19 protein-coding genes and 1 pseudogene are annotated in these 22,082 nt (G+C 61.0%); 9 read left to right on the forward strand and 11 right to left on the reverse strand.

Annotation, left to right across the window (positions count from 1 at the left end):
* Positions 1–182 precede the first annotated feature (182 nt).
* Positions 183–1,520: a nucleotide sugar dehydrogenase gene (locus J3R84_RS26345; protein ID WP_225906294.1), complete on the forward strand. Its 1,338-nt coding sequence runs from the start codon at positions 183–185 to the stop codon at positions 1,518–1,520.
* Here J3R84_RS26345 and J3R84_RS26350 read toward each other — a convergent pair.
* Positions 1,510–2,670, reverse strand: coding sequence for a DUF3095 domain-containing protein (locus tag J3R84_RS26350; RefSeq protein ID WP_107027197.1), 1,161 nt, complete (start codon positions 2,668–2,670; stop codon positions 1,510–1,512). The genes J3R84_RS26345 and J3R84_RS26350 overlap by 11 nt on opposite strands.
* Before the next feature lie 412 nt (positions 2,671–3,082).
* Here J3R84_RS26350 and J3R84_RS26355 point away from each other — a divergent pair, with 412 nt between their 5' ends.
* The gene (locus J3R84_RS26355; protein WP_025428523.1) at positions 3,083–3,913 is read left to right on the forward strand and encodes an MBL fold metallo-hydrolase; all 831 of its coding nucleotides are present in this window, start codon (positions 3,083–3,085) and stop codon (positions 3,911–3,913) included.
* On the opposite strand, the gene J3R84_RS26360 is transcribed toward J3R84_RS26355, so the two are convergent.
* The 6 genes from J3R84_RS26360 to J3R84_RS26385 form a co-directional block, all read right to left on the reverse strand.
* Positions 3,900–4,670: a polysaccharide deacetylase family protein gene (locus J3R84_RS26360; protein ID WP_057211321.1), complete on the reverse strand. Its 771-nt coding sequence runs from the start codon at positions 4,668–4,670 to the stop codon at positions 3,900–3,902. The two genes, J3R84_RS26355 and J3R84_RS26360, sit on opposite strands and share 14 nt — an antisense overlap.
* Positions 4,667–5,764, reverse strand: a complete 1,098-nt coding sequence (locus J3R84_RS26365; protein WP_203528117.1) for a glycosyltransferase family 4 protein — start codon at positions 5,762–5,764, stop codon at positions 4,667–4,669. The genes J3R84_RS26360 and J3R84_RS26365 overlap by 4 nt, the downstream gene beginning before the upstream one ends.
* A 90-nt stretch (positions 5,765–5,854) precedes the next feature.
* Positions 5,855–6,139, reverse strand: coding sequence for a hypothetical protein (locus J3R84_RS26370; protein ID WP_113567539.1), 285 nt, complete (start codon positions 6,137–6,139; stop codon positions 5,855–5,857).
* Positions 6,140–6,374: 235 nt separating this feature from the next.
* Complete coding sequence (locus tag J3R84_RS26375; RefSeq protein WP_113567541.1) at positions 6,375–7,823, reverse strand: MltF family protein; 1,449 nt, start codon at positions 7,821–7,823, stop codon at positions 6,375–6,377.
* 27 nt (positions 7,824–7,850) lie between these two features.
* Positions 7,851–9,992 carry a mechanosensitive ion channel domain-containing protein gene (locus tag J3R84_RS26380; RefSeq protein ID WP_373688523.1) on the reverse strand — a complete coding sequence of 714 codons (2,142 nt, stop codon included), beginning with the start codon at positions 9,990–9,992 and terminating at the stop codon, positions 7,851–7,853.
* Between the two features lie 119 nt (positions 9,993–10,111).
* Positions 10,112–12,697 (reverse strand): SH3 domain-containing protein, encoded by a 2,586-nt coding sequence (locus tag J3R84_RS26385; protein ID WP_113567545.1) that lies wholly within the window; start codon positions 12,695–12,697, stop codon positions 10,112–10,114.
* A gap of 258 nt (positions 12,698–12,955) precedes the next feature.
* On the opposite strand from J3R84_RS26385, the gene J3R84_RS26390 reads away from it, so the two are divergent.
* The 5 genes from J3R84_RS26390 (at position 12,956) to J3R84_RS26415 (ending at position 17,907) form a co-directional block, all read left to right on the forward strand.
* On the forward strand, positions 12,956–13,414 hold the full coding sequence (locus J3R84_RS26390; RefSeq protein ID WP_025428516.1) for a helix-turn-helix domain-containing protein: 459 nt from the start codon (positions 12,956–12,958) through the stop codon (positions 13,412–13,414).
* A 29-nt stretch (positions 13,415–13,443) separates the two neighbouring features.
* On the forward strand, positions 13,444–15,300 hold the full coding sequence (locus J3R84_RS26395; protein ID WP_162771107.1) for an AfsR/SARP family transcriptional regulator: 1,857 nt from the start codon (positions 13,444–13,446) through the stop codon (positions 15,298–15,300).
* Positions 15,301–15,577: 277 nt separating this feature from the next.
* Positions 15,578–16,828 (forward strand): YcaO-like family protein, encoded by a 1,251-nt coding sequence (locus J3R84_RS26405; protein ID WP_113567549.1) that lies wholly within the window; start codon positions 15,578–15,580, stop codon positions 16,826–16,828.
* Positions 16,825–17,550 (forward strand): TfuA-like protein, encoded by a 726-nt coding sequence (locus tag J3R84_RS26410; RefSeq protein WP_203528120.1) that lies wholly within the window; start codon positions 16,825–16,827, stop codon positions 17,548–17,550. The genes J3R84_RS26405 and J3R84_RS26410 overlap by 4 nt, the downstream gene beginning before the upstream one ends.
* A 75-nt stretch (positions 17,551–17,625) precedes the next feature.
* Positions 17,626–17,907 carry a hypothetical protein gene (locus J3R84_RS26415; RefSeq protein WP_128090383.1) on the forward strand — a complete coding sequence of 94 codons (282 nt, stop codon included), beginning with the start codon at positions 17,626–17,628 and terminating at the stop codon, positions 17,905–17,907.
* Between the two features lie 81 nt (positions 17,908–17,988).
* Here J3R84_RS26415 and J3R84_RS26420 read toward each other — a convergent pair whose 3' ends face one another.
* From J3R84_RS26420 to J3R84_RS26430, 4 genes and pseudogenes are all read right to left on the reverse strand, one after another.
* Entirely contained in the window at positions 17,989–18,234 is a 246-nt protein-coding gene (locus J3R84_RS26420; protein WP_225906295.1) for a hypothetical protein, read from the reverse strand.
* On the reverse strand, positions 18,212–18,520 hold the full coding sequence (locus J3R84_RS38550) for a hypothetical protein (protein ID WP_255569846.1): 309 nt from the start codon (positions 18,518–18,520) through the stop codon (positions 18,212–18,214). Before J3R84_RS38550 ends, J3R84_RS26420 begins: the two co-directional genes overlap by 23 nt.
* A pseudogene (locus J3R84_RS38555) lies at positions 18,406–18,738 on the reverse strand (ABC transporter substrate-binding protein); the annotation flags it as partial. The pseudogene J3R84_RS38555 and the gene J3R84_RS38550, both read right to left, overlap by 115 nt.
* Positions 18,739–18,834: 96 nt before the next feature.
* Positions 18,835–19,128 (reverse strand): hypothetical protein, encoded by a 294-nt coding sequence (locus tag J3R84_RS26430; protein WP_225906296.1) that lies wholly within the window; start codon positions 19,126–19,128, stop codon positions 18,835–18,837.
* A gap of 508 nt (positions 19,129–19,636) precedes the next feature.
* Here J3R84_RS26430 and J3R84_RS26435 point away from each other — a divergent pair.
* Both J3R84_RS26435 and J3R84_RS26440 read left to right on the forward strand, forming a co-directional pair.
* Positions 19,637–20,674 (forward strand): isopenicillin N synthase family dioxygenase, encoded by a 1,038-nt coding sequence (locus tag J3R84_RS26435; RefSeq protein WP_113567553.1) that lies wholly within the window; start codon positions 19,637–19,639, stop codon positions 20,672–20,674.
* A gap of 42 nt (positions 20,675–20,716) precedes the next feature.
* On the forward strand, positions 20,717–22,078 hold the full coding sequence (locus tag J3R84_RS26440) for an O-acetylhomoserine aminocarboxypropyltransferase/cysteine synthase family protein (protein WP_081788924.1): 1,362 nt from the start codon (positions 20,717–20,719) through the stop codon (positions 22,076–22,078).
* The last annotated feature ends 4 nt before the right edge of the window (positions 22,079–22,082 follow it).

Below are 22,082 nucleotides of genomic sequence, written 5' to 3' on the forward strand. Positions count from 1 at the left end.
TCCAGAGGCGCGCGAATTTTTTGTTTCGCGCCGCGGCCACACGAAGATTTGATGGCACGCCAATGCACCGCAGTCAGGGGAAGGCATCGGCGCCACGCTTGACTTGTACCTTGTTTCTATCCAACAAACCACGACATGTCGCCAGGCTGGCGCCTCCCGTTCACAAAAGCTGGAACCGAAAATTGACCTCACCCCATCACGAAAGACTGCTGGCGTCGATTTCGGCTCGCACGGCCCATGTCGGCGTCATCGGACTTGGTTATGTCGGCCTTCCGCTCGCAGTTGCGGCGGCACGCGCGGGCTTTTCGGTGACCGGATTCGACATCGACCCGGCAAAGATCGTCGCGCTCGACGCGCACAAATCCTATATCGCAGCCGTACCGGACGCCGTGCTGGCCGAGCAGGCGACAGCCGGGCGCTTCAGCTCCACCACCAATTTCGGACATCTGGGCAGTTGCGATGTCATCGTCATCTGCGTGCCAACGCCCCTGACGAAACACCGCGATCCCGACCTTTCCTTCGTTGAGAATACGGCACGTGCGATTGCAGCAACGCTCAGGGCCAGCCAGCTCGTGGTGCTCGAATCGACCACTTACCCGGGAACGACCGACGGCGTCGTGCGCACGATCCTCGAGGAGACCGGCCTCAGGTCGGGCGTTGATTTCTTTGTCGGCTTTTCACCCGAACGCGAAGACCCCGGCAACCCGGTCTACGAGACGACCAGCATTCCGAAAGTCGTGGCAGGCGACGGGCCGCTCGCGGCAAGCCTGATGGAATGCTTCTATGCCGCGGTCGTCAAAACGGTCGTACCGGTATCGTCCAACGCCACCGCCGAAGCGGTCAAGCTGACCGAGAACATCTTCCGTTCGGTCAACATCGCCCTCGTCAACGAGCTGAAGATTGTCTTCGAGGCGATGGGCATCGACGTATGGGAAGTGATCGAGGCGGCGAAGACCAAGCCGTTCGGCTACATGCCGTTTTATCCGGGGCCCGGGCTCGGCGGGCATTGCATACCGATCGATCCCTTTTACCTCACCTGGAAGTCGCGCGAATACGAATTGCCCACCCGGTTCATCGAGTTGGCGGGAGAGATCAATTCGGCGATGCCACGCCACGTGGTCAGCCGGCTCGCCGAGGCGCTCGATCGCCATGCGGGCAAGGCGCTCAGCCGTTCGAAGGTCCTTGTCATCGGCCTCGCCTACAAGAAGAACGTGCCCGATATTCGCGAAAGCCCATCGCTGAAGTTGATCGAACTGATCGAGGAACGCGGCGGTCGGTGCGAGTACCACGATCCCTATGTCGCCGAGATCCCGTCGACGCGCGAATACAGCGCTCTGAAGGGCAGACGGTCCGTGACGCTCGACGGGCAGTCGATCCGGCAGTTCGATGTCGTGCTGGTGGCAACCGACCACGACCAGGTCGATTACGCCGCCCTTGCTAGTGCCTCACCGCTTATCGTCGATACGCGCAACGTTTTTCACCGCCACGGCCTGACCGGCGCACACATCGTCAAGGCCTAGCCAAGGCCGCCTTCAGCTTGCTGGCGGCAACCGCATAGCCACCTGAGGCTCCGTCCACGAAGTGCATGTGATCCCGGCTCATCGGGGTGGGCACGATGCAGGTCATAAGTGCGGAGTCCTGTTGGTGCAGGCCGTAGCGGCCGACGCCGGCCGCCTCGGCCCGACGCAGCCGCGCCTCGATCAAGGCGAGGCGCGCGGCGCTGATATCGATCGTCATCTTGAGGCCGTCATCGAATTTGCGGAAATCGGTGTTGTTGGCGAGATCGCGCCGATAACGGGTCGTATCGAACGTGCCTAGGTTCCATCCCATGCGAAAACAGATGAACAGCGCCAATGTCTGCAGCGTGATCCACAGGCGCGCCAGAAGCCGCCTACCATGCGGCGCCCGCGCCCGCGCCTCGGCTTCGATGCCTTGGGTGGAAAAGCGTGGTTCAGGCCCGAGCTCGGGAACCGGATGCGCGTGTCGCTCTTCCTCGTCGGTAAGGGCAACGATGTCGGCGATCAGCGCCTGAAATTCCGGTCCGCTGCCTTTTTCGCCGGGCACTGTAATGATCGAGGCGATCGAGCCGTGGCGTGACTGGATTGGGTTCCATCGGCACGATAGCCCTGTGAGATCGGGCCGAGTGCCCGGCGGTGCTGCCTCCACCTGGTAACGCCCCGCCTTCATGGCCGCTTCCGCCCAGCTTGCACCGCCGCCGGCAAACATCGCGTATGAGACCTCTTCGCTCGCCTTGAAGCGGGCGACGCGCATGTCGAGACCATCCGCCCTGATATCCCTGACCGGCACCAGCGCCGCGCGCAACTCGAGCCCGAGTTCTTCAAGGACCCACGTTTTCACCGCGGCAAGCGCCGCTTTCGCGCGTTCCGCCATCGATGCTGGGAGGACTGCGAGTGCCCCGTCGCCTCCGAAAACAAACGGCATGGATTTCTCGTCAAGACCGTTCATCAGCGCGGAGATGACGCTCGCGCCGGCCATGTTCACGGTCTTGTAGCGGCCCTCGGCGATCGCGCCGGTTGAATTGACGATATCGGCGAGCGCCAGCATCCAGTCGTCCGGCAAGGCACGATAATTCGTTTCATCGGCAACCCCCTCGAACGCATCGAAGAGCGGCACGCTGTCGTAGAATCGTGTTTCACTCGTCTTTGCCATCGATGCTCCGAGCTTTTACCCACTGGCTATGTCGATAGATGTTCTACGCGAGACCGCAAGAAAAAGTTTCAAATTCCGATACGCGTATCGAGAGGAGTTGCGACGACCTCGGCAGCGTAAGAGACCCTCGGGGCGATTGCGAGAAATCGCTGCGTCAGCTTTGATGGCCACGTGCCGGATAAGCTCCCGAAAAGCCTGACGATTGTTGCAAAACGGCCGTTGGCCACTGCCCGCAACAAGGCTTCGGACCACCCGACACAACATCGAATATGCCATCGTCATTTGTGGGCATTGATAAGGTTAATGTCTAAACAATAACCCATGCCATTGCAGGGGGGTGGTCATATGTGCTTGTCTATCAGTTAAGCGCAGGCAACTAGGCTTGCGCGGACAGCGTGAAGCCGAAACAGGAATGCAAGAAGACAATTTTCGAGTGCGGTTCTGGGGCGTAAGAGGGAGTTTGCCGGTGTCCGGCGAGCAGTTCCTGCGCTATGGGGGAAATACATCCTGCATCGAAATTCGATGCGGCAAGGAAGTGTTGCTCTTCGATGCAGGATCAGGATTGCGCGAAGCGGGCGCCTCTTTGATTGCCGAAGGCGTCGATAATTACGACCTCTTCTTTACGCACAGCCACTACGACCACATCATCGGCCTTCCGTATTTCAAGCCAATCTACAAGTGTCAGTCGTCGGTGCGGTTCTGGTCGGGGCATCTGCACGGCTTGACGACGACCAAGGAAATGATCCGCGATTTCATGCGGCCGCCATGGTTCCCCGTCGATCCGGATATCTGTCAGGCAAGCCTTGAAGGCGTCGACTTCAAGCCCGGAGACGTGCTGACCCCGCGCGAGAGCGTGACGATCCGCACGACGAGCCTTACCCATCCCGGCGGCTGCGTCGGCTATCGCGTCGAATGGAACGGCCGCGCAGTGGCGCTCGTCTACGACACCGAACACGAACCCGGCATCCTCGACCCGGCGGTCCTTGAGCTCATCGCCGGCGCCGAATTGGTGATCTACGACTGCACTTATCTCGAAAGCGAGATGACGCATTTTCGCGGTTTTGGTCATTCGACCGGGATGCATGGCGCGCGCCTTGCGATGGCCGCCGGCGTCAAGCGCTTGGCAATGTTCCATCACGACCCCGCGCGAACAGACGCACAGCTGGACGCGATGGAAATCGACGTACAGTCCATGTTTGCCGGTGCGTTCGCTGCCCGTGACGGTCAGATCATCGATCTATGAGGTCTTTCGCCTGACGCCACTGGCAACCGGGGTGCCCGGCCGTGACGGTGAAGAGCTTCTCGAGAAAATCCCAGACGGCCTCGTCGTGCACGAGGTGATGGGTCAAGAGACCGACCGTGCGGCCCGACTGATGCTCCTTGCCCTCTATGTCGCCGCTGACCTGCCGCGTGCGCGAGACGATATCGGCAATGATAAGCCCGTGGTCCCGACATCCGCGCGTACCGCGCCAATCCATGACGTCAACATGAGTGTTGACCAGCGGGAAAGGCGACGGCTTCTCCGGTCCGAAAACCGAAAGGGCGGCAAATCCAGCCTCGGGCAGTCGTTGCAGCAGGGCCGGATCGATCCGGTTCCACGGCGGGACGAGCATCGGAATGAAATGTTCGGGAAAGAGCGTTTGCAGACGCTCGACGCCGCATCGCAATTCATCGAGGATCAAGACGTGCGGCCGGTGGGCACCGAGTTCCTGCTTTTTCTCGCCAGGCGGCGCATGATTGCGGTGCGCCCAGCCATGCACCGTCACGCAGACATCGGCAAGGCCGGCGAGACGTCGCGCCAGCGCTTCGGTTGCCGGCGCAGGCGGCACGGCGAGCGTCACCGGCACCGCATGGCTTGCGGCAAGTAACAGAAGCCGGTCGAGCGGAACACTCGGCTCGATGGCATCGTCGTCCCTCAGCCAGAAGTCGACCTTTCGTCCCCGCACGTGCGCGCGATCGAGTTCATCGACGAGTAAGTGCCAGTTGGCATCAATGGTCACGCGGGCTCCTCCAGAAATTGATCGAAAATCTCGCCCAATCGCCGTGCTGCGGCGGGGAAGGACCGCTCTTCGAGGACGAAGCGGCGAGCCTCGTCGGCAAATTTCTGGCGGGTAACCGGTTCATCGATCAGGCGGCGGATCGCTGCCGCATAGGCATCGACGTCGCCCTCGGGTGTCAACAGCCCGGTCTCACCGTCCCGCACCACCTCGGGCACACCCGCTGTGCACTGCGCAACGACGGGCAGTCCGGCAGCCTGTGCCTCGAGATAGGCCAGCCCATAGGCTTCACCGCAGCCCGGCCAAAGATAAAGCGCGCTTTCACCGAGGATGCCTGGGATGTCGCTCGCATCTTTTTCGCCAAGCCAAATCAATCGGTCTGCCGGCAAAGTGGAAAAAACGTCGTGGACATCCTGCCGGCACGGCCCATCACCCACAACGGTCATCGTCCACGGCCGATCGACAACCAGCGACAGGGATCTGGCAAGCATACGATAGCTCTCCATCTTGTCGCCGCTGCGCATCATCGCCACGGTGACGAGGCGACAACCATCCGCAGCACTGCGGAATGCCCGTGTAAACGGAGCCGTATCGATGAAGGGGGGAAGCATCGCCTGCGGGGAGGTGGGTGCTGCCTCGACCAGGCCATCTCGATCCCGCTGCGTCAGGCAGATATTGACCGCGGCCTGTTCAATGGCGCGCAGTACATGCCGTTGAGCAACAGCGCGAACGCCTTCATTGCGGCGGAAGGAGTAGGAGGCCTCGGCTGTGACGTAGGGAATGGAAAACTCGGCAGCAAGCCCTGGCCCGATCAGATCCGGCGCCTTGTAATAGGGGTGATAGCAAAACCAGACATCAGGTGGCGTTAGGGACTGCCAAAGCGTGCGAAGACGCTCCGTTTCGCTGGCCGCGGCTGCCGCCAGCGACGCGAATTGTACCTCGCTGGCATCCGCCATGAAGCTGCGCAAATCGCTGGCAATCCACACTTCATGTCCCGCCTGCCGCAGCGCGTCGATCAACAGGCGCGCCATCAGCCGGTCACCGGATGGAACGGGGTGGCTGGGGGATTTCAGCGGTGCGTAGAAGGCGATTTTCATGCAGATCGAGCTATCGCGTCTTCGTTTGACACTGTCAACGGCAGCGGCAGTACAAGCCGGCCTTCGGGCCGCACACGGACCTTAACCGGATCAATTGACAGGTATGTCGAAATAATCCCTTCGAACAAGCCTGAGCGAGCGATCCGGCTGGATAACGTATGTCTCTTTGACGAAGCTGCTGCCGCTCACAAAAGTATGCGGCACCATGCTGCCCACCGGCGCCTTCGTCAGCTTCGTCCTCGGCTGCCCGCCATAGGTGATGCTTCCCGGTATCGGCTCCAGATCCGGAGTGGTGCAGCCGGCCAGAGCAAGGCCCAACACTGCAAGCAGTACCAATGGCCCGCAGGGACGGAACGCGCGTTTCGATACAACCATCACCAAAACCTCCTTCGGGCCGGCCCCGGACGAGGCGCTCGTGACCCAGTATCCAACGCCTCAAAAACGATACGTCATGGTCGCCGCAACATTTCACACTCGCCCAAAAATGCATTCACCCGATTCCGACTGAAGGCATCATTCAATAGGCCGGTCGGCGCCATCAGGTCCAGCTGGCTTTCCGGTCTCCGTCGTCAAGAAGGGCGCGGGCCACTCAAGACGACGTGACGCAAATCTACTGCGCACTGGCATTGGCAGCGAATTGTATCGTGGTGGCTTCCTGAGCCTGTACCGCCAGCAACCCGTAGGCAACGTAGTACTTGTAGATATTGCTGACATATTGAACCGTCTCGCGCCCAACGATCGCGGCCGCGGCATTTTCGACATTGCCGAACCACAAATTCGGATCGAGGCCCATGTCCTTTGCCTTTGCACGGAACTTGTGCAAATTGCCGGGGCCGGCGTTATAGGCCGCGAAGGCGAAGAGCATGCGGTTGCGCGGCGTGACCGCCGGGTCATCGAGATAGGTATCGATCAGGTACCTCAGATACTTCGATCCGGCCTCGACATTCAGGTTCTGGTCCTTGTCGATGCCATGGATGCCGACAGCCTTGTCGGCGGCGGTAGACGGCAGAAGCTGCATGATGCCGACTGCACCGCGCGGGCTGCGCCGGGACTGGTCAAGCTGCGATTCCTGATAGCCCTGCGCCATCAGCATCAGGTAGTCGAAGGAATAGGTACCGCCGTGCTTGCGGAAAATCTCGACCAGCTGCTGGAAGCGCTCCATGTCCTCAGGCGCATAGGCACGCTTCAGCATCTTGTCGCTCTTGTAGTAGGTGTTCTTCAGGATGTTGCCGAAGGTGGTGCCGACCCGGTGGGTCTTGACGAAGGCATCGAGCGCGGTCTTGAGCCGAGGACTATCCTTGCGGATCGCCCAGGCAATCTGTCCGTGATCGGACACAACGATATCGTCACGCATCTTGATATCCGTGAACACCGTAGCCCAAATGCTGCCTTTGTATCTGTCGACCACCGCCCAGGGCAAAAGACCGGCATTCACCATCTCGAGAATGTCCTCGTCCTCGAGATTGTCGTCCATCTCCTTGATCGTGATCGGCGCGCGCCCAGCCTTGACGAAACCGTCGCTCAGCGCGACCAGATGCTCGTGGTAGCTGCTGGACGTGCGAACACGGACTTCCCGGCCGCTTAGATCGTCCAGATTGGCGATCGCCGGCGCCGACGGCCCCGTAACCAGCACTTCCTTGGCCTCGTTGAACAACGGATCGGTGAAGTCGACCTTGGCCAGCCGCGCCTCGGTGATCGTGAGGTTTCCCATGACGATGTCGCCAAGGCCCTCCTCAAGCGCCGTCAGCAGGCGCCCACGTGCCATCGGCACGAATGCGACCCTTATCTTTTCGATCTCCTTTTTTCGCCCGGCGTTCAGCTCTTTTTCGAGCGCCGTTCCGAACTCGACTGCTGTGCCGAGCTGCCGACCGCGATCGATAAAGTAGATTGTCTTGCTGAAGGGCACGATGATCCGCACCAGCCGCCGCTTCTCCATGACGTCGAGATCACCCATATGCGGGGCGATGATCGGCTGGAATGTACTTTCGTCCGATTGAGCCCATAGATGTCCGGTCCCCGCCACGGCGAAGAACAGCAGAAACAATGCGAGGCGTCTCATTTATGGCCTCCCCAGCCAGAGAAAACCCTATTCCGGTGGTGCACCCTCGGCGAGCGCTGCCGCTGCATTCTTCTTGGCGATCGCATCGCGCGTCGCGGCTGCCGCAGCTGCGTTCTGTTCGTCGCCGGCCACGTGCATTGTCGGCGAAGCGAAGGAGATGCCGTTCTTGTCAAAGGCCTCCTTGATCATCGCCTGTGCCCGGCGCCGGACCTGTGTCTGATGTCCCGGCTTGGTGGTCATCGCAAAACTCAAGGTGATGCCGTAGTCACCGAAGCTCTCGACGCCCTTCATCTTCACCGTCTCGATAATCGTCGGCCCCAATTCGGGATCATCTAGAAGCGCCGCGCCAATGCCCTTCACCACCTTCTTCACCTTGGCGATGTCGGCCTCGTAGGACACATTGATCATAAACTTGTCGATCACCCAGTCGCGACTCATGTTCTGAACTGCACCAAGAGACCCGAACGGCACGGTGAAGACCGGGCCGCGATGATGCCGCAACTTCACCGAGCGTATGCTAAAGGATTCCACCGTCCCCTTGTAGCTGCCGCTTTGAATGTACTCGCCAATGCGGAAAGCGTCATCCATCATGTAGAAGATCCCGCTGATCACATCCTTGACCAGGGTTTGAGAACCAAAACCGATGGCGACGCCAAAAACGCCAGCGCCGGCAATCAGCGGGCCGATCTGAACGCCAAGGCCGGAAAGCACCATCAGCAGCGCCACCACGAGGATGAAGGCCGCAAGGAAATTGCGCAGGATCGGCATTAGCGTCAGCAAGCGGGTGTTGCGTGCGCGTTCGGAGGGGTCAGTCGCTTGGACGGTAGCGTGCTTGACGCGCAGGCTGATCAGGCTCTTCGTCAACTGCCATATCAAGTCAGCCGCGAGCAGAATGACGACACCGGCAAGCACACCACGGAAAATCCGATTGAAAACGTCGTCCTGGACCATCATCGCTGCGTTGACGCGGAAGACAAGCGCAAGCCACCCGGCCGCCAAGGCAATGATCGCCAATCTGGCGCCGCGTTCGATCAACACATTGCGCATGACGCGCATATCGTCGTCCGCCGATACATCCAGCATCGTGCGGGCAAAGGCACTGGTGAAGCGCAGGAGCGGCGGCAAGCCGATGATGTAAAGGCCGATCCAGAACAGAACCCTCATGTCGGCCACCCACAGCACCCAAAGCAGCACCAGGAAGGAGACCAGCAGAATGTTGCCGACCACACGGCGCGATCCTGTGGTTGCGGCTGGTCTCCTCAGCACGGTGAGGATTGCAAGTGCAAGCACGATAAGACCGAGCGCGGCCGCCACAAGGTTGCGAACGTCGGGGGCGACGGAAAGAGCCTGCATGGCGTCGCCGATACCCCAGATGGCGGCCGCGGTACAAATGATTGCCACTGACGAGCGGTACCAAAAACGCGCATCCTCAGCCGTCAACGAGAGATAGCCGGCTCGACCGGATGGATCGGTCGCATAGACCGCTCCACCAGACAGTACTGCGGATCCATTGGTGATCAGCAAGCGGGCTCCGATCCAGGCAACCAGGAGCGGCGCGATGGTTTCTTCAAGCCGCGATGGCCACTCAGCGACGGCGAGCACGGCGGTCGTGGCAATAGCGAACACCAGGAGCGGCAGCACCTTGACCAGAATCGTGCGCGCCGACCCGGTCAAGGCCGCCGAACGCAACGTCCGCCTCAAAAGATAGCGCAGCGCGTATTCGGCGCCGTACCCGACCAGCAGGATCAATAGGAATCCCTTGACGATCGGGGCGGAGCCATGGTTTTCCATGTCTCCAGCGAGGCGGCTGCGGGCCGCCTCGAATTCTGGGCCGATGCGCGGCACCGCGTTGGTGATACCGGTCAGATGGTGGCGGATTTCAGCCGTCCAGCGGGCCGCAAATCCGGGCGCCGTCTTGCCATCGGCCGATGTCGTTGCCCCCAGTGTGGTCGCACCAGGCGCCGCCGGCTGCTTGGTGGCCAACCATTGCCGCACTTCCGGATCATCGAGCAGCTCGATCAGCTGCTGAACCTTGGCCGGCTCCGCGCCGGGCGTGGCGGTTTGGTTCTGCGCCTGGCTGGCGGACGCAAATCCTAGGAACACCATCAAGAAAGCGAGAACGCAGGCCATCGGCCCCCAGAATCCACGCAACGAACTGACACCGACCATGCTAAACCATACCCCCAACGACCGGCGAGAGCCGATCGATTCCTGTTCTCATTTGCACAAACGCTAACACAGTCCCCGACGTTTATACCAACTTCCGTTTTCGGTGCGCATTTCCGCGCTCAACGGCGCCGGAAACCACCGCCACCGTGGAAGCCACCTCCTCCGTGAAAACCACCGCCGCCGGAGAATCCGCCCCCGCCGCCGTGGAAGCCACCGCCACCAAATCCGCCGCCACCACCGCCAAATCCGCCGGGGCGATCGAACCCGCCCCCTCCGAAGCCGCCGCCGCTCGGGAAATTCAACGGCCGCTGGTCGAAGGACTGATGTTCGAATGAACGCTGATTGCCGATCTGGCGGCCCGCACGGTCGATTGCCAGATGGTCGGGTGCACGGTCACCAATCGCGCTGCCGTCGCCGATCTGACCGCGATCGTCTATGCGCTTGTTCAGGTTCTGCGCCGCATCCGGGTGCTGGGTCGCGAACTGCTGGCCGGCTTTCTTCGCATCCTGAATCGATGGCTTTTGAACCGGTTGCCATCCGTCGGGCGTATGCTTCTGCCATTGGCCATCGTCGCGGCGATAGACATTGCCGTCGCGTCCGGCATAGACGTCGCCGCCCTTGCCGCCTGCGACAAATCCGTGGTTGCCATCGGACGTGCGCCAATGCGCACCGGCGCCGCCAGCGGTCGACCCGCCGCTGATACGGGCGAAGTCCGAGCCATGCTTGACGGCGGCCGTCCCCCAGCTGCCGTAAACATTGTTCCCGCCGCGAGCAATTGCAGCGTTGCCGGTACGGGGATTATAGGCGGCGACAAAGCCGCGTTCACCCGCAGGTCCATAGCCTGCCGCACCGCGGATATAGGTGCCGGTGCGTGGATTGTAGGCAGCGCCGGCAGCGATGCCGCGATAGGGGCCATAGGCGTAGCCGTAACGACCGAATGTGCCTACCGCCGGATTGTAGAATGCGCCGACGCCATAGGTTACCGGGCGCGGATAATAGGGCCAAGAGCCACCACCCGCCCAGCCGTAGTCCCAGTAGTCGTCATAGTACCAGCCGGTGCCGTAGACGAACGTGTCCCAGGCAAGATACGCGCCGAGATACCCCATGGTATATCCGAACCAAACTGCGTCCGGCTCGGTCTCGTAGATCCGGACATAGGTGGCATTGTAGACAGGCGACGACGGCGGGATCGTGTAGACTTCGTCCGGAACGGCCCTCGCAACGGTGAACGGCCCGGTCGGCGTATCGCCGACAAACCACACTCCATCCTTCAACACGAAATATTTGTCGGCAACCTTGATGACCGTCTCATTGGTGTTGACGGCGTAGGTGAGCGACGTTCCGTCGATTTTCTCGAATTTCGGGTCTCCGCTATAGGCGACGTCAACCTTGACCGAGCCGTCCAACGAAACGCGGGCCTTTTCGGGGATGCTCGCCTTCAGTCGCGCTTCCGCATTCTCCGAGGTACCGGGAACCGAAGAGCGGACCGTATAATAGGAGGCAGCCTCCGGAATATTCTGGAAATCCTGCGGAAGGTTGGGCGTGGCGAAGGTCCAGGGACCATCAAGCGACGCGGCAGAGAACCAGCGGCCGGAGACAAGAACGTACCAGTTCGAATCCGCGGGCAGATAGAAGACATCGCTCTCGGTGTTCGTCGCAATCTTCAGGCCGGTCCCGGGCACCGCCTCGAGCTTCGGTTCACCGTTGAAGACGAGCAATTCTGACGGCTTGTCGGAATAGATGACCTTTGGCGTCACGCCCTCACCGGTGGCAAGCGGGATTGCCGCCCTGGCGTCCTTCCAGTTGTCATCATCCGGCAACTTGCCGAAGAGATCCGGCAGCGACGTTGCGGCCTGCCAGCCGCTCGACAGGTCTTTCGACTGCAGCCACGCCTTTTCGTTGCGAAGATAGTAGGTGCTGTCGGCGTCGAGTTTGAACAGGTCCCAATTGGTATTGACGGCGAAGGAAAGACCCTGGACGCCCTTGACCGGCGCAAACACAGCCTTGCCGTCGGTCTGGACAAGCACCGCCGGCTCCTTGCTGACATAGATCGGCGGTGGATCTGCTTTCAGCCCTTCGACATTGCCGAGCCGCTCATAGTCGGCAAGGCTCGCGGTCAGCTTGTCCTCCGACAGCGTTATCGTGCCTACAGGCATCAACTTGCCGACTTCCAGTGCCAGGTCGGCGAGTTCCGGACGATCGAGAACCGAGAAGTTGATCTCGTTGACCTTGATATCGGAGACGACGACCTCGTCCGAGCCACTGTCCGTCACGGTCTTGCCGGTGACGCCGATGACGCCGAAAATCGGCTTGGCATCGTCGGACTGCTTGTATTCGGCGGCGATCAGGGCGTCGAGATCGACGAAATTCTTCCAGGCGTTCACCTGTGGCTGGTAGAGTGTGATCGTCGCTCCCTTGTCGGTCTTGTAGGCGCGTGGCCAGCCAAGGGCTTTCGGATCGGCAGCGTTCAGATACTTGCCGCTGACGAAACCGTCCTTCCCCTCAAAGCTGACGGCGCACCAGGTGCCGGAATCGTCACATTCCTTGACGTCGACCTGTCCGCCCTCGTCTATCTTCCCCATGCTATCGAAGCCAGTGCCGGGCCCCGCCCGAAAATTGACCGATGCAGTCGTCGTGGCCGGACCAGCCAACGCCGGCGCAGCGGCTATGGAAAGTAGCGTCAAGGTCAAGGTTATTCCGCGCATCTCGCATCTCCGACGTTGCCGAAATGGACTTCGTTGCAGGCGGGCATGGCCCACATTGCTCAACAGCAACCCGCTGCCCCGGCCGGGCGCAAGTACGTAACAGTAACAACGGCCGTAACGCCTGCCATCCAATGGGGAATGAGTCGTGCCATACAGCGCAATTATTCGTGTTTTGGCGCGTAGTGATTGCATCGAGTCATTTATTCGAGCAAACTCATATGTATGATTTGGTCACGCCTACATGCGGAGGAAACACACGTGAACACAAAAGCACCCAGCCAGATTGATGTCTTTGTCGGTTCCCGCGTCAGGATGCGTCGGTTGATGGCCGGGTTGAGCCAGGAAAAGCTCGCAGACGGCCTCGGAATTACGTTCCAGCAGGTCCAGAAGTACGAAAAGGGCACGAATCGCATCGGTGCCAGCCGGCTGCAAGCCATCGCCGACGTTCTCGGCGTTAATCCGAGCTTCTTCTTCCAGGAAGGCGAAGAGGGTGCATCCCCGAGGGCAGGCCTCGGCGATGTCCGCGAGCCGAACGAGATCTCGTCCTTCGTCTCGTCAAAGGAGGGCATTGCGCTCAATCGGGCCTTCCTGAAGATTACCGATCCGGTCCTGCGCAAGAAAATCATCTCGCTGGTGGCTGCCGTCGCACAGACCCCCGAGGCGGAAACAGTCGCAGCCCACGGCAGCACTGCGCCCGCCCCAGACCTGCATGGATAGCCGCCACCGGTTGCCGATGAGATAGCCAGATGAAATTTAGATTGCAGACCCTCGGGCGATTACGTCTCGTTGACGAAGACGACTGCGATGTCGCTTTCCCTGAGAAGGGTCTGCTCATTCTCGCTCAGGCGATTGCCGGCGGCCATCGCGAGCAATCCCGAAACGATGTCGCCAAGCTCTTGTGGAACGAAGTCGTTCCGAGCCAGGCCTTCGTCAATCTGCGCAAGACAATCTCCCGCATCACGTCGCGTCAGGAAGAACTCGGCCACACGTTCCTCAGTTTTTCGCCATCGACTGTTCGGATGCAGCCGGATTCGATTGCGAGCGACCTCGACGACATCGGCCGGAACGCCGAGCAGGACGCGCTATCGCGCTTCCAATGGGCCGGGGAGAAATTCCGTGACGATTTTCTCAAGGATTTGAAGTCGCAGGGCCGAGCGCTTCACGACTGGATCGAGCAACGGCGCGCCGATCACGCAGCCCTGCTGCGCGAGTGCCTGATCAATGCGGCCGAGATTGCGACCGGCCCGGATCGAAAGCTCGTCAGGTCCGCTGCCGTCAAGCTTCTGGAGAAGAACCCCGACGACGACGAGGTTCGCAAAATCCTCAAGACCGTCCTGACGCTGGAGGGCCGGCACTATGACACGCGCCTTCTTTCGGGCGGCGGACTGGTGGCCGCAACCGCCAAGGCGGCACTACCGTCTAGCTTGCTGGAGACCATGGGCGAAACCCGTCCGCCGCGTGTGGTACTGTTGCCGCCGGGTGCCGGCAATGCCGACGCTGCTGCCACGCTATTTGCTCACTCCCTGATCGAGGACGTGACCATCGGCCTTTGCGCGCTCCGCTCGGTTTCGGTGATAGCGCCCTACACGGCAGCGCAGATCAGCCTGCAGGCGGACAAGGCCAGCACCTACGAACAACACGCCATCAGCTATATCCTCGATACGCGCCTGACGAACGAAGGCAGCCGACAGACACTGTTCACGCAGCTGATCTTCTTTGCCAACGACGAAGTGATCTGGGCCGATCGCTTTACGCTCGATGACGATGGCTTGATGAGGTCACGCCAGGAGATTGCGCGACAGATCGCGTTTGCCATTGCCAGTCAGGTCGAGCGCAACGAGACAATGCGCAAGACCTATGAAAGCAACGGCAGTTCCTATCGCAGCTACCTGCTCGGCCAGCGTTATCTCAAGCAACTCAACCTGCCGGAGGTTCGGCGTGCTCGAAAGAGCTTCCGCGAGGCACTCAGCCAGAATGCCGATCTGGCTCCGGCGATGAGTGGACTTGCGCGAAGCTATTTCGTCGAGTGGCTTTTGACCGCCCGCGGTGACAGCGAACTTCTGGCGCTTGCCGAACAGCACGCCCGTGATGCGATCGCCATCGACGACACGCTTGCGGCGGGCTACCGCGAGCTCGGTGTCGTCAAACTCTACAGCCGGCAATTCGACGAAAGCATCGAATTCCATGAGAAGGCCGAAGCGCTCAGCCCGCAGCATGCCAATGTGATTGCCAGCTACGCCGATACGCTTGTACAGGCCTCGCGCCCGGATGGCGGCCTGCGCAAGATCGAAGCCGCAATCAATCTCAACCCGATGGCTCCGGACGAATATTTCTGGACCGCCGCCGGCGCCTGCTACTCACTTTCGCAATATGATCAAGCACTTGACTATATCGAGCGGATGCGCGATCCCACCCCGGCCGATCGTCTCGCCGCGGCGAGCTGGGGTATGCTCGGCAATCGCAAGAAGGCTGGCCAATACGTGCGCAAGACGTTTGAGGTCCACCCGGACTTCAACCTGGACAAATGGATTGCGATCGTTCCGTTCCGCGAGGAATGGCAGCGAACCCATTACTGCGAAGGCCTGCGCAAGGCCGGATTCTAAGTATCATCACCACATGAGGGACAAGGGGAAAGATGATGACGACCACTCAGGTAGTTGTATTTGGCGTTGAGGGCGACGATGGCCTGTGGCTGGCCGATCTCGGGACGGGAACTGTCACACGCATTGTAGATCCGCTCACGGGCGCCCTGGCTTCGGCAATGAGCACAGGAACGCAGGCGCAACGGTGGTCAAGGGTGTCAACTTGGCCGTGCGTGCAAACTCCGCGGGCTCCGTGTCCGGCGGGTTCATGGACGGCTAAGTCTCGGCGCGCTTGCGCATGGCTTCGGACACACATTCAGATCGGGCGAGCGAAAGCCGCCCGATTTCGGACAATCCTTACATTGCAGATCTTTACTCCGACCGTGTCTGCGCGCCCGAAGAGACCTTCGCGCGCGTCGCTCCTCTGTTGCCCTCATTCGGCATCAGCAGGCTTGCCCGTCTGACCGGGCTCGATAGCATCGGCATACCCGTCTGGAACGCCGTTTCGCCGAATGCGAAGTCGATCGTCATCAACCAGGGTAAAGGCATCACCGATATCGACGCGAAGGTATCGGCGGCGATGGAAGCGCTGGAGCGCGCGGTCGCCTGCAACCCATCAGCACCAACAACGCACGCGACGCGGTGTGCATTGCTGGAAAAGGGCGAAAGAGCGCTCACCCTTCCGGGCCTTGTAGCGGCCGGCGAAGCCGATCTTGACGATGACGAAGCAACGGCGTGGCTGCGCGGCTTCGACCTTCTCGATCAACAGGCGACCTTCGTTCCACTTCAGGCGGTACTGCTCGATCGCACGCTCGAGCGCTGCCGCTACTGGCAGTCGTCGGACGGGCTTGCCTCCGGCAACACCGAAAGCGAGGCGGTGCTGCACGGCCTGCTGGAGCGGATCGAACGCGATGCCGAGACCCTGTGGCGGCTGCTGTCCCTGACGGCGCGACTGCGCACCTGCATCGACGCCGATCTGCTCGACGATCCCATCATTAACGACATGACGCGCCGCATTGCTGCAGCGGGCCTGACGTTCCGCCTGTTCGACATGACCAGTGACATCGGCATCCCCTGCCTGACCGCCGTTATCGCGGATGTGGGCATTCTGGCGGCGAAAGAGCCGCGTTACCATGACGTCACGGTCGGGCATGGCGCCCATCCCGATCCGCGACGCGCCGCAATCCGCGCCATCACCGAGGCGGCGCAATCGCGTCTCACCTATATTAGTGGCGCACGCGACGATGTTTTTCCGGAAACCTTCACCCGCAGGCTGCCGCGCGAGACGCAGCAACTGTTCGAGGCAGTGCCGGGAGCACGAAACCCGCTCATCTCGGTCGCTGGCAACCGAGCCAACTCGCTGCTCAAGCACGTGCTCGAAGCGCTGAAGCACGCCGGTATCGGGACTGTCGTTGCGGTTCCGCTACTCGCCGCGCCGCTACCGTTCTCCGTGATAAAAATCTTCGTACCGGAACTCGAAAATCCCGATGGAGCACGCAAGCGCCGTTTTGGCGCAAGGGCACTGTCGCGCGCGCTGGAGGTCGCATGAAGATCCTCTTTGCCGGCCCGACCTTGCCGGACGCGCAAGCGCTCATCGACACCGACATCGTGTTGTGCCCCCCAGCCGTACAGGGCGACATCGTGCACGCCACGCAGGACGGCGCCACTGTCATCGGACTTGTCGACGGTCACTTCGAACAGGTCGCGCCGGTCTGGCACAAGGAGATCCTGTTTGCGTTATCCGAAGGTGTGCGCATCTACGGCGCCGCCAGCATGGGCGCGCTTCGCGCCGCCGAATGCGCGACCTTCGGCATGATCGGCGTCGGCAGGATCTATCAGCAATATGCGACGGGCGAGCTTGAAGACGATGCCGATGTCGCCCTTCTCCATGGCCCGGCGGAACTGGGCTATCTGGCCTTGACCCTGCCGCTGGTCAATGTCGTGGCGACCCTTGAAGATTTGCGCGCACGCCAACAGATCGACGCAGCGTCTGCCGCGCAACTGCGGTTGGCGTCCGCCGAGATCTTTTACAAGCACCGCAACTGGTCGGCGATCGTGGCGCGTGCCAACCTTCCACCCACCACGGATTTGAAACGGATAGAGGCGCTTCTCACAACCGGCTCGATAGACCAGAAGCGTGTCGATGCTCTGGATCTTCTCGGCATCATGCGCTCCGCCCCCGCCCAAAAGACGAAGGCCCCGGAAGGCTGGGCATTCAATTCTACAAGCCTTTGGAAGCGGTTGCTCAATCAACTTGTCGCTTCATCCTAAGAATGCAGATTTCCCATGCAACGTGTGTCACGCTGATGTCACGCGCATCAATAAAAAGTCACGCTATGATTTGCCATGTTGAAGCGGATCGGACCGATCCGTAGGGAACTGGGGAAAATCATGCAATCTTCGATCGCCATGTCCTTTGAACCTGAAGACAAGGAGAAGGAGCTGCTCGCGCTGGCCCGCCTTGTCACCTACGCGCGCGATTCTTCGCGCACACTGAATGTCGAAGGCGTTCAATATTGCCTCGAGCTGGCGCTCGCCGCGCTGCTTAAGGAAGTCGAGGAATGCGGCGACAAGACCGCACTGCTGACCAACGAACTCATGAGCCGCGCCAGCCTCGGAAACTGCTGAGCAGACGAGGTCGACTTCAATTTCGCTGGTGGCACAGAAAAAGGCCCTGCTTCGCGCTCCCGCAAAGCAGGGCTTTTGATTTTAATCGGCCCGGCAATCCCACCACAAGCGCGAGAAGTTCAGGTCCCAGCTCTGCATCGGGATATAGGCGTAACCCTGCAGGCATTTGCTTGCGGCATAACGCTCCACCGTCAGGAATACATCGGCCTGTGCATCGGCGACCTTGCGCTGAATCTCCTTATAAAGATCGTTTTGCGCGGCGGGATCCAGCGTCTCGCGTGACTTGTCAATCAGGGCGTCGATCTCAGGATCCTGCAGCCATTCCATCGAGGCCAGGTGCCTTTCGCCTTGAAGACGCTTTCGGGTGACGGATAGGTCGGGCCATAGAAGACCTGCGTGGTCGCGGGCGTCGTCTCGACCTTGGCCGCCAGTTCATGCGGCTCCACGGTTCCGGCTTGATGTCGAGTTCGATGCCGATCTGCTCCAGATTGGCCCGCATTAGCAGCGCCATATCTTCTTCGAAAGCCAGGCCCGTGACATAGGTATGGCTGAGCTTGATCGGCCCCTTGCCGGCATATTTCGACTTGGCGAGTTCTTCCTTCGCCTTCTCCAGGTTGTACTCCGGGGAAGGTCGTTGAGATAGGCGTCCTTGAACACGGATGCCAGCGGTCCGTTCATCGGTTCGCCGGGATGAAGGACGTTGCGCACCGTTTCATAGTCGGTTGCGAGCGCAATCGCACGCCTGACGTGAATATCATCCGTCGGCGGCATCTTGGTGTTCATCTTGATGTAGAAGCCGTTTGCCGTCGTGCCGCGCAGGATCTTGTAGCCCGCATCTTCTCGATCGCCTCGAAGGTCTCGATTGCCTTGACGCGCGCCGACATGCCGAGTTCGCCCTTGGTCGCGAGCGCCTTCACCGTTGCTTCGTCATGGGTGATGACGAAAGAATCTCGTCGATCGGCTGACCCTTGCTCCAGCCGCCGTGACAGCCCCCGTAGCGATTGACGACCATCTGCGACGCTGCCAGGATGAGAGCATGTAAGGCCCGGCGCCGGCCGAGTGATCGGCCAGATAACCCGTCCGCCACTCTTCCTTGCTGTTTTCCCTGATCAGCTTTTCGTTGAGAACAAGGATCAGCGGCGTGTTGCTGATGAACGGCGCGTAGACTTTCTTCAGCCCGATCTCGACGGTCCGGTCGTCGACGACCGCGCATACCGTCATCTACCTCATGGAGAATGGTTTCATGAACGGCTCGACGCTCTATCCCGACGGTGGCTTTGCGTTGCGTTGACGAAGCCGCCGGGAGCAGCCGCTGATTGGCTGCTCCCAGCACGCCAACACCATTCCCACAATGATGCGACTGAAGAGAACTGCCGCCCTCTCCACACTCCACCACGGCCGAGGTCGCATTTTCGCTTGTCCACCGCGCCCGGCGCATGGCGATCGCAGTGATCAATGCCGGTCATGAGGCATCAATGCGACGGCCGGCGTTCCCCCAGCAATCCGGAGCAGAATAGAAATTCTCGCAAATGGGATTGTTGCCCAAATGCTTCTGCGCCTGCGGCTCCGTATTTAGTCTAGATTTTCAATAGACAATATTGAATTACCGGCGCCGACAGGTAAGCTTCCCTCAGCATCTGCGGCCTGCCATTTCAGCGCCGTGTCGGCTTCACACAGGAGAAGACGGCATCGCCACCCGTCGCAGCCTAGAAAATGAAGGGAGCCACCATTGACCGACGCCAACTCATCCTTGCCCATTCTCGATTTGCAACGCTTTGCGGCGGGCCATCCCGAGCGGGCGACGGCGCTTGAAGAATTGCGCAGCGTCGCCCGCTCGGTGGGCTTTTTCTACCTCGAGGGACACGGCATCCCGCAGGAACAGATCGATGGCGTCCTCGATCTCTCGCGCCGTTTCTTCACCCTGCCGGAACAGGACAAGCTGGCGATCGAGATGCGCAAGTCGCCGCACTTTCGCGGCTACAATCGCGCCGGCCTGGAATATACCCGCGGGACGCAGGATTGGCGCGAGCAGGTGGATTTCGGACCCGAGCGCGCGCCCCTCGCGATCCACGCAAACGATGCACCGTGGAAGCGCCTGGTCGGCCCCAACCAGTTTCCGGACGCCTTGCCCGAACTGAAGCCGGCGATCCTCGCCTGGATCGAGGCGGTGACCCGACTTGGCATCCGCCTGATCGAGGTTTTCGCCGAGGCGCTCGGACAGCGCGCCGACGTGTTCGAGCCGATCTATCGCGACGGCCCCAACCAGCTGTTGAAGATCATCCGCTATCCCGGCCGCGACAAGACCGAAAGCGACCAGGGTGTCGGCGCACACAAGGACGGCGGTTTCGTAACCATCCTGCTTCAGGATGAAGTCGGCGGCCTCCAGGTCGATGACGGCAAGGGTGGCTGGATCGATGCGCCGCCGAAGCGCGGCACCTTCGTCATCAATGTCGGCGAACTGCTGGAACTGGCATCGAACGGCTACCTGCTCGCCAATATCCACCGCGTCATCACGCCGCCCGCCGGCGGCGATCGCCGCTCGGTCGCCTTCTTCCTTGGCGCGAACCTCGCCTCGACCATCCCGGTGCTCGATCTGCCGCCCGAACTTGCGGCCGAGGTTCGCGGCGTGACGCAGGACCCGCTCAACCCGCTGTTCCACGAGGTCGGGCGCAATGTCCTGAAATCACGCCTCAGGTCGCACCCCGACGTCGCCGCTGCCCACCATGCCGATCTTGTCGAGCAGCTGAAGGCGCCGGTGCCGGCCTGATCCATCCCACTGCAACCACTCGAACGCTGAAGGAAGCAATCCATGACGATCCATCAAAAGCCTGAGGAGCCTGCAGTCGAAATCAAGGCTCCGAGCGGCCTGCGCGATACGTCGCGACCGCTTCAGCCCGAAACGCTGGCGCTTCATGGCGGCAGCTACCGTTTCGATCCGGTGAGCGGCGCCGTCGCCGTGCCGATCTACCAGACGACGTCCTATCAGCTGCCGGGCACCGATGGCGCAGACAAGCTGTTTGCGCTTGAGGCGGCCGGCCATCTCTACACCCGCGTGTCCAATCCGACGCAGGACGCATTCGAACAGCGCCTCGCCGAAATCGAGGGCGGTGCCGCCGCCCTCGCGCTTGGCTCCGGCCAGGCGGCGTCGGCCTTCGCCGTGCTCAATCTTGCTCGATCCGGCGACAATATCGTCAGTGCCGCCGGGCTCTACGGCGGCACCTGGGCGCTCTTTGCCTCAACGCTGAAGAGTTTCGGCATCGAGGTGCGTTTCGTCGATGCGTCCGATCCGGAGGCATTTGCGAAGGCGACCGACGAGAGGACACGGGCCTATTACGCGGAGTCGCTTCCCAATCCGAGCCTCGAAGTCTTCCCGATCGGCGAAGTCGCCGAGATCGGCCGTCGGTTCGGCATTCCGCTGATTATCGACAACACGGCGGCGCCCCTGACCATCCGCCCCTTCGATCACGGGGCCGCTATCGTCGTCTATTCCACCACGAAATATATCGGCGGACACGGCACCTCCATCGGCGGCGCCATCATCGATGGCGGCACTTTTCCGTGGCACGAACACGCCGAGCGCCATCCCAATCTGCACGAGCCGGATGCGAGCTATCAGGGCAAGACCTGGCTGGAAAAAGCCGCCGCCATCGACTTTCACCCCTATATCTTGCGTGCCCGCGCCGTTCTCCTGCGCGACCTCGGCGCTGCCATCAGCCCGCAGAATGTGTTCCAGTTCATTCAGGGGCTGGAAACCTTGCCGCTGCGCATCCGCCAGCACAGCGAAAACGCCATCAAGGTCGCGGATTTCCTCCGTGCGCACCCAAAAGTGGCGCGTGTGATCTTTCCGAAGTTTCAGGACGGCGACGCCAAGGCACGCGGCGAGAAATACCTGCGCAACGGCCACTATGGTGCACTGGTCGGCTTCGAGTTGAAGGAGGGACGCGAGGCCGGACGCCGCTTCATCGACGGACTACAATTGCTCTACCACGTCGCCAACATCGGTGACGCGCGGTCGCTGGCGATCCACCCGGCAACGACCACCCACTCGCAGCTCTCCGAGGTGGACCAGCTCAGAACCGGTGTCACCCCCGGCTATGTCAGACTGTCTGTTGGCATCGAGCATCCTGACGACATTATCGCCGACCTGAAGCAGGCGATCGACGCGGCGTAACCCG

Origin of the sequence: Ensifer canadensis, assembly GCF_017488845.2 — a bacterium.
Lineage (GTDB): Bacteria > Pseudomonadota > Alphaproteobacteria > Rhizobiales > Rhizobiaceae > Ensifer > Ensifer canadensis.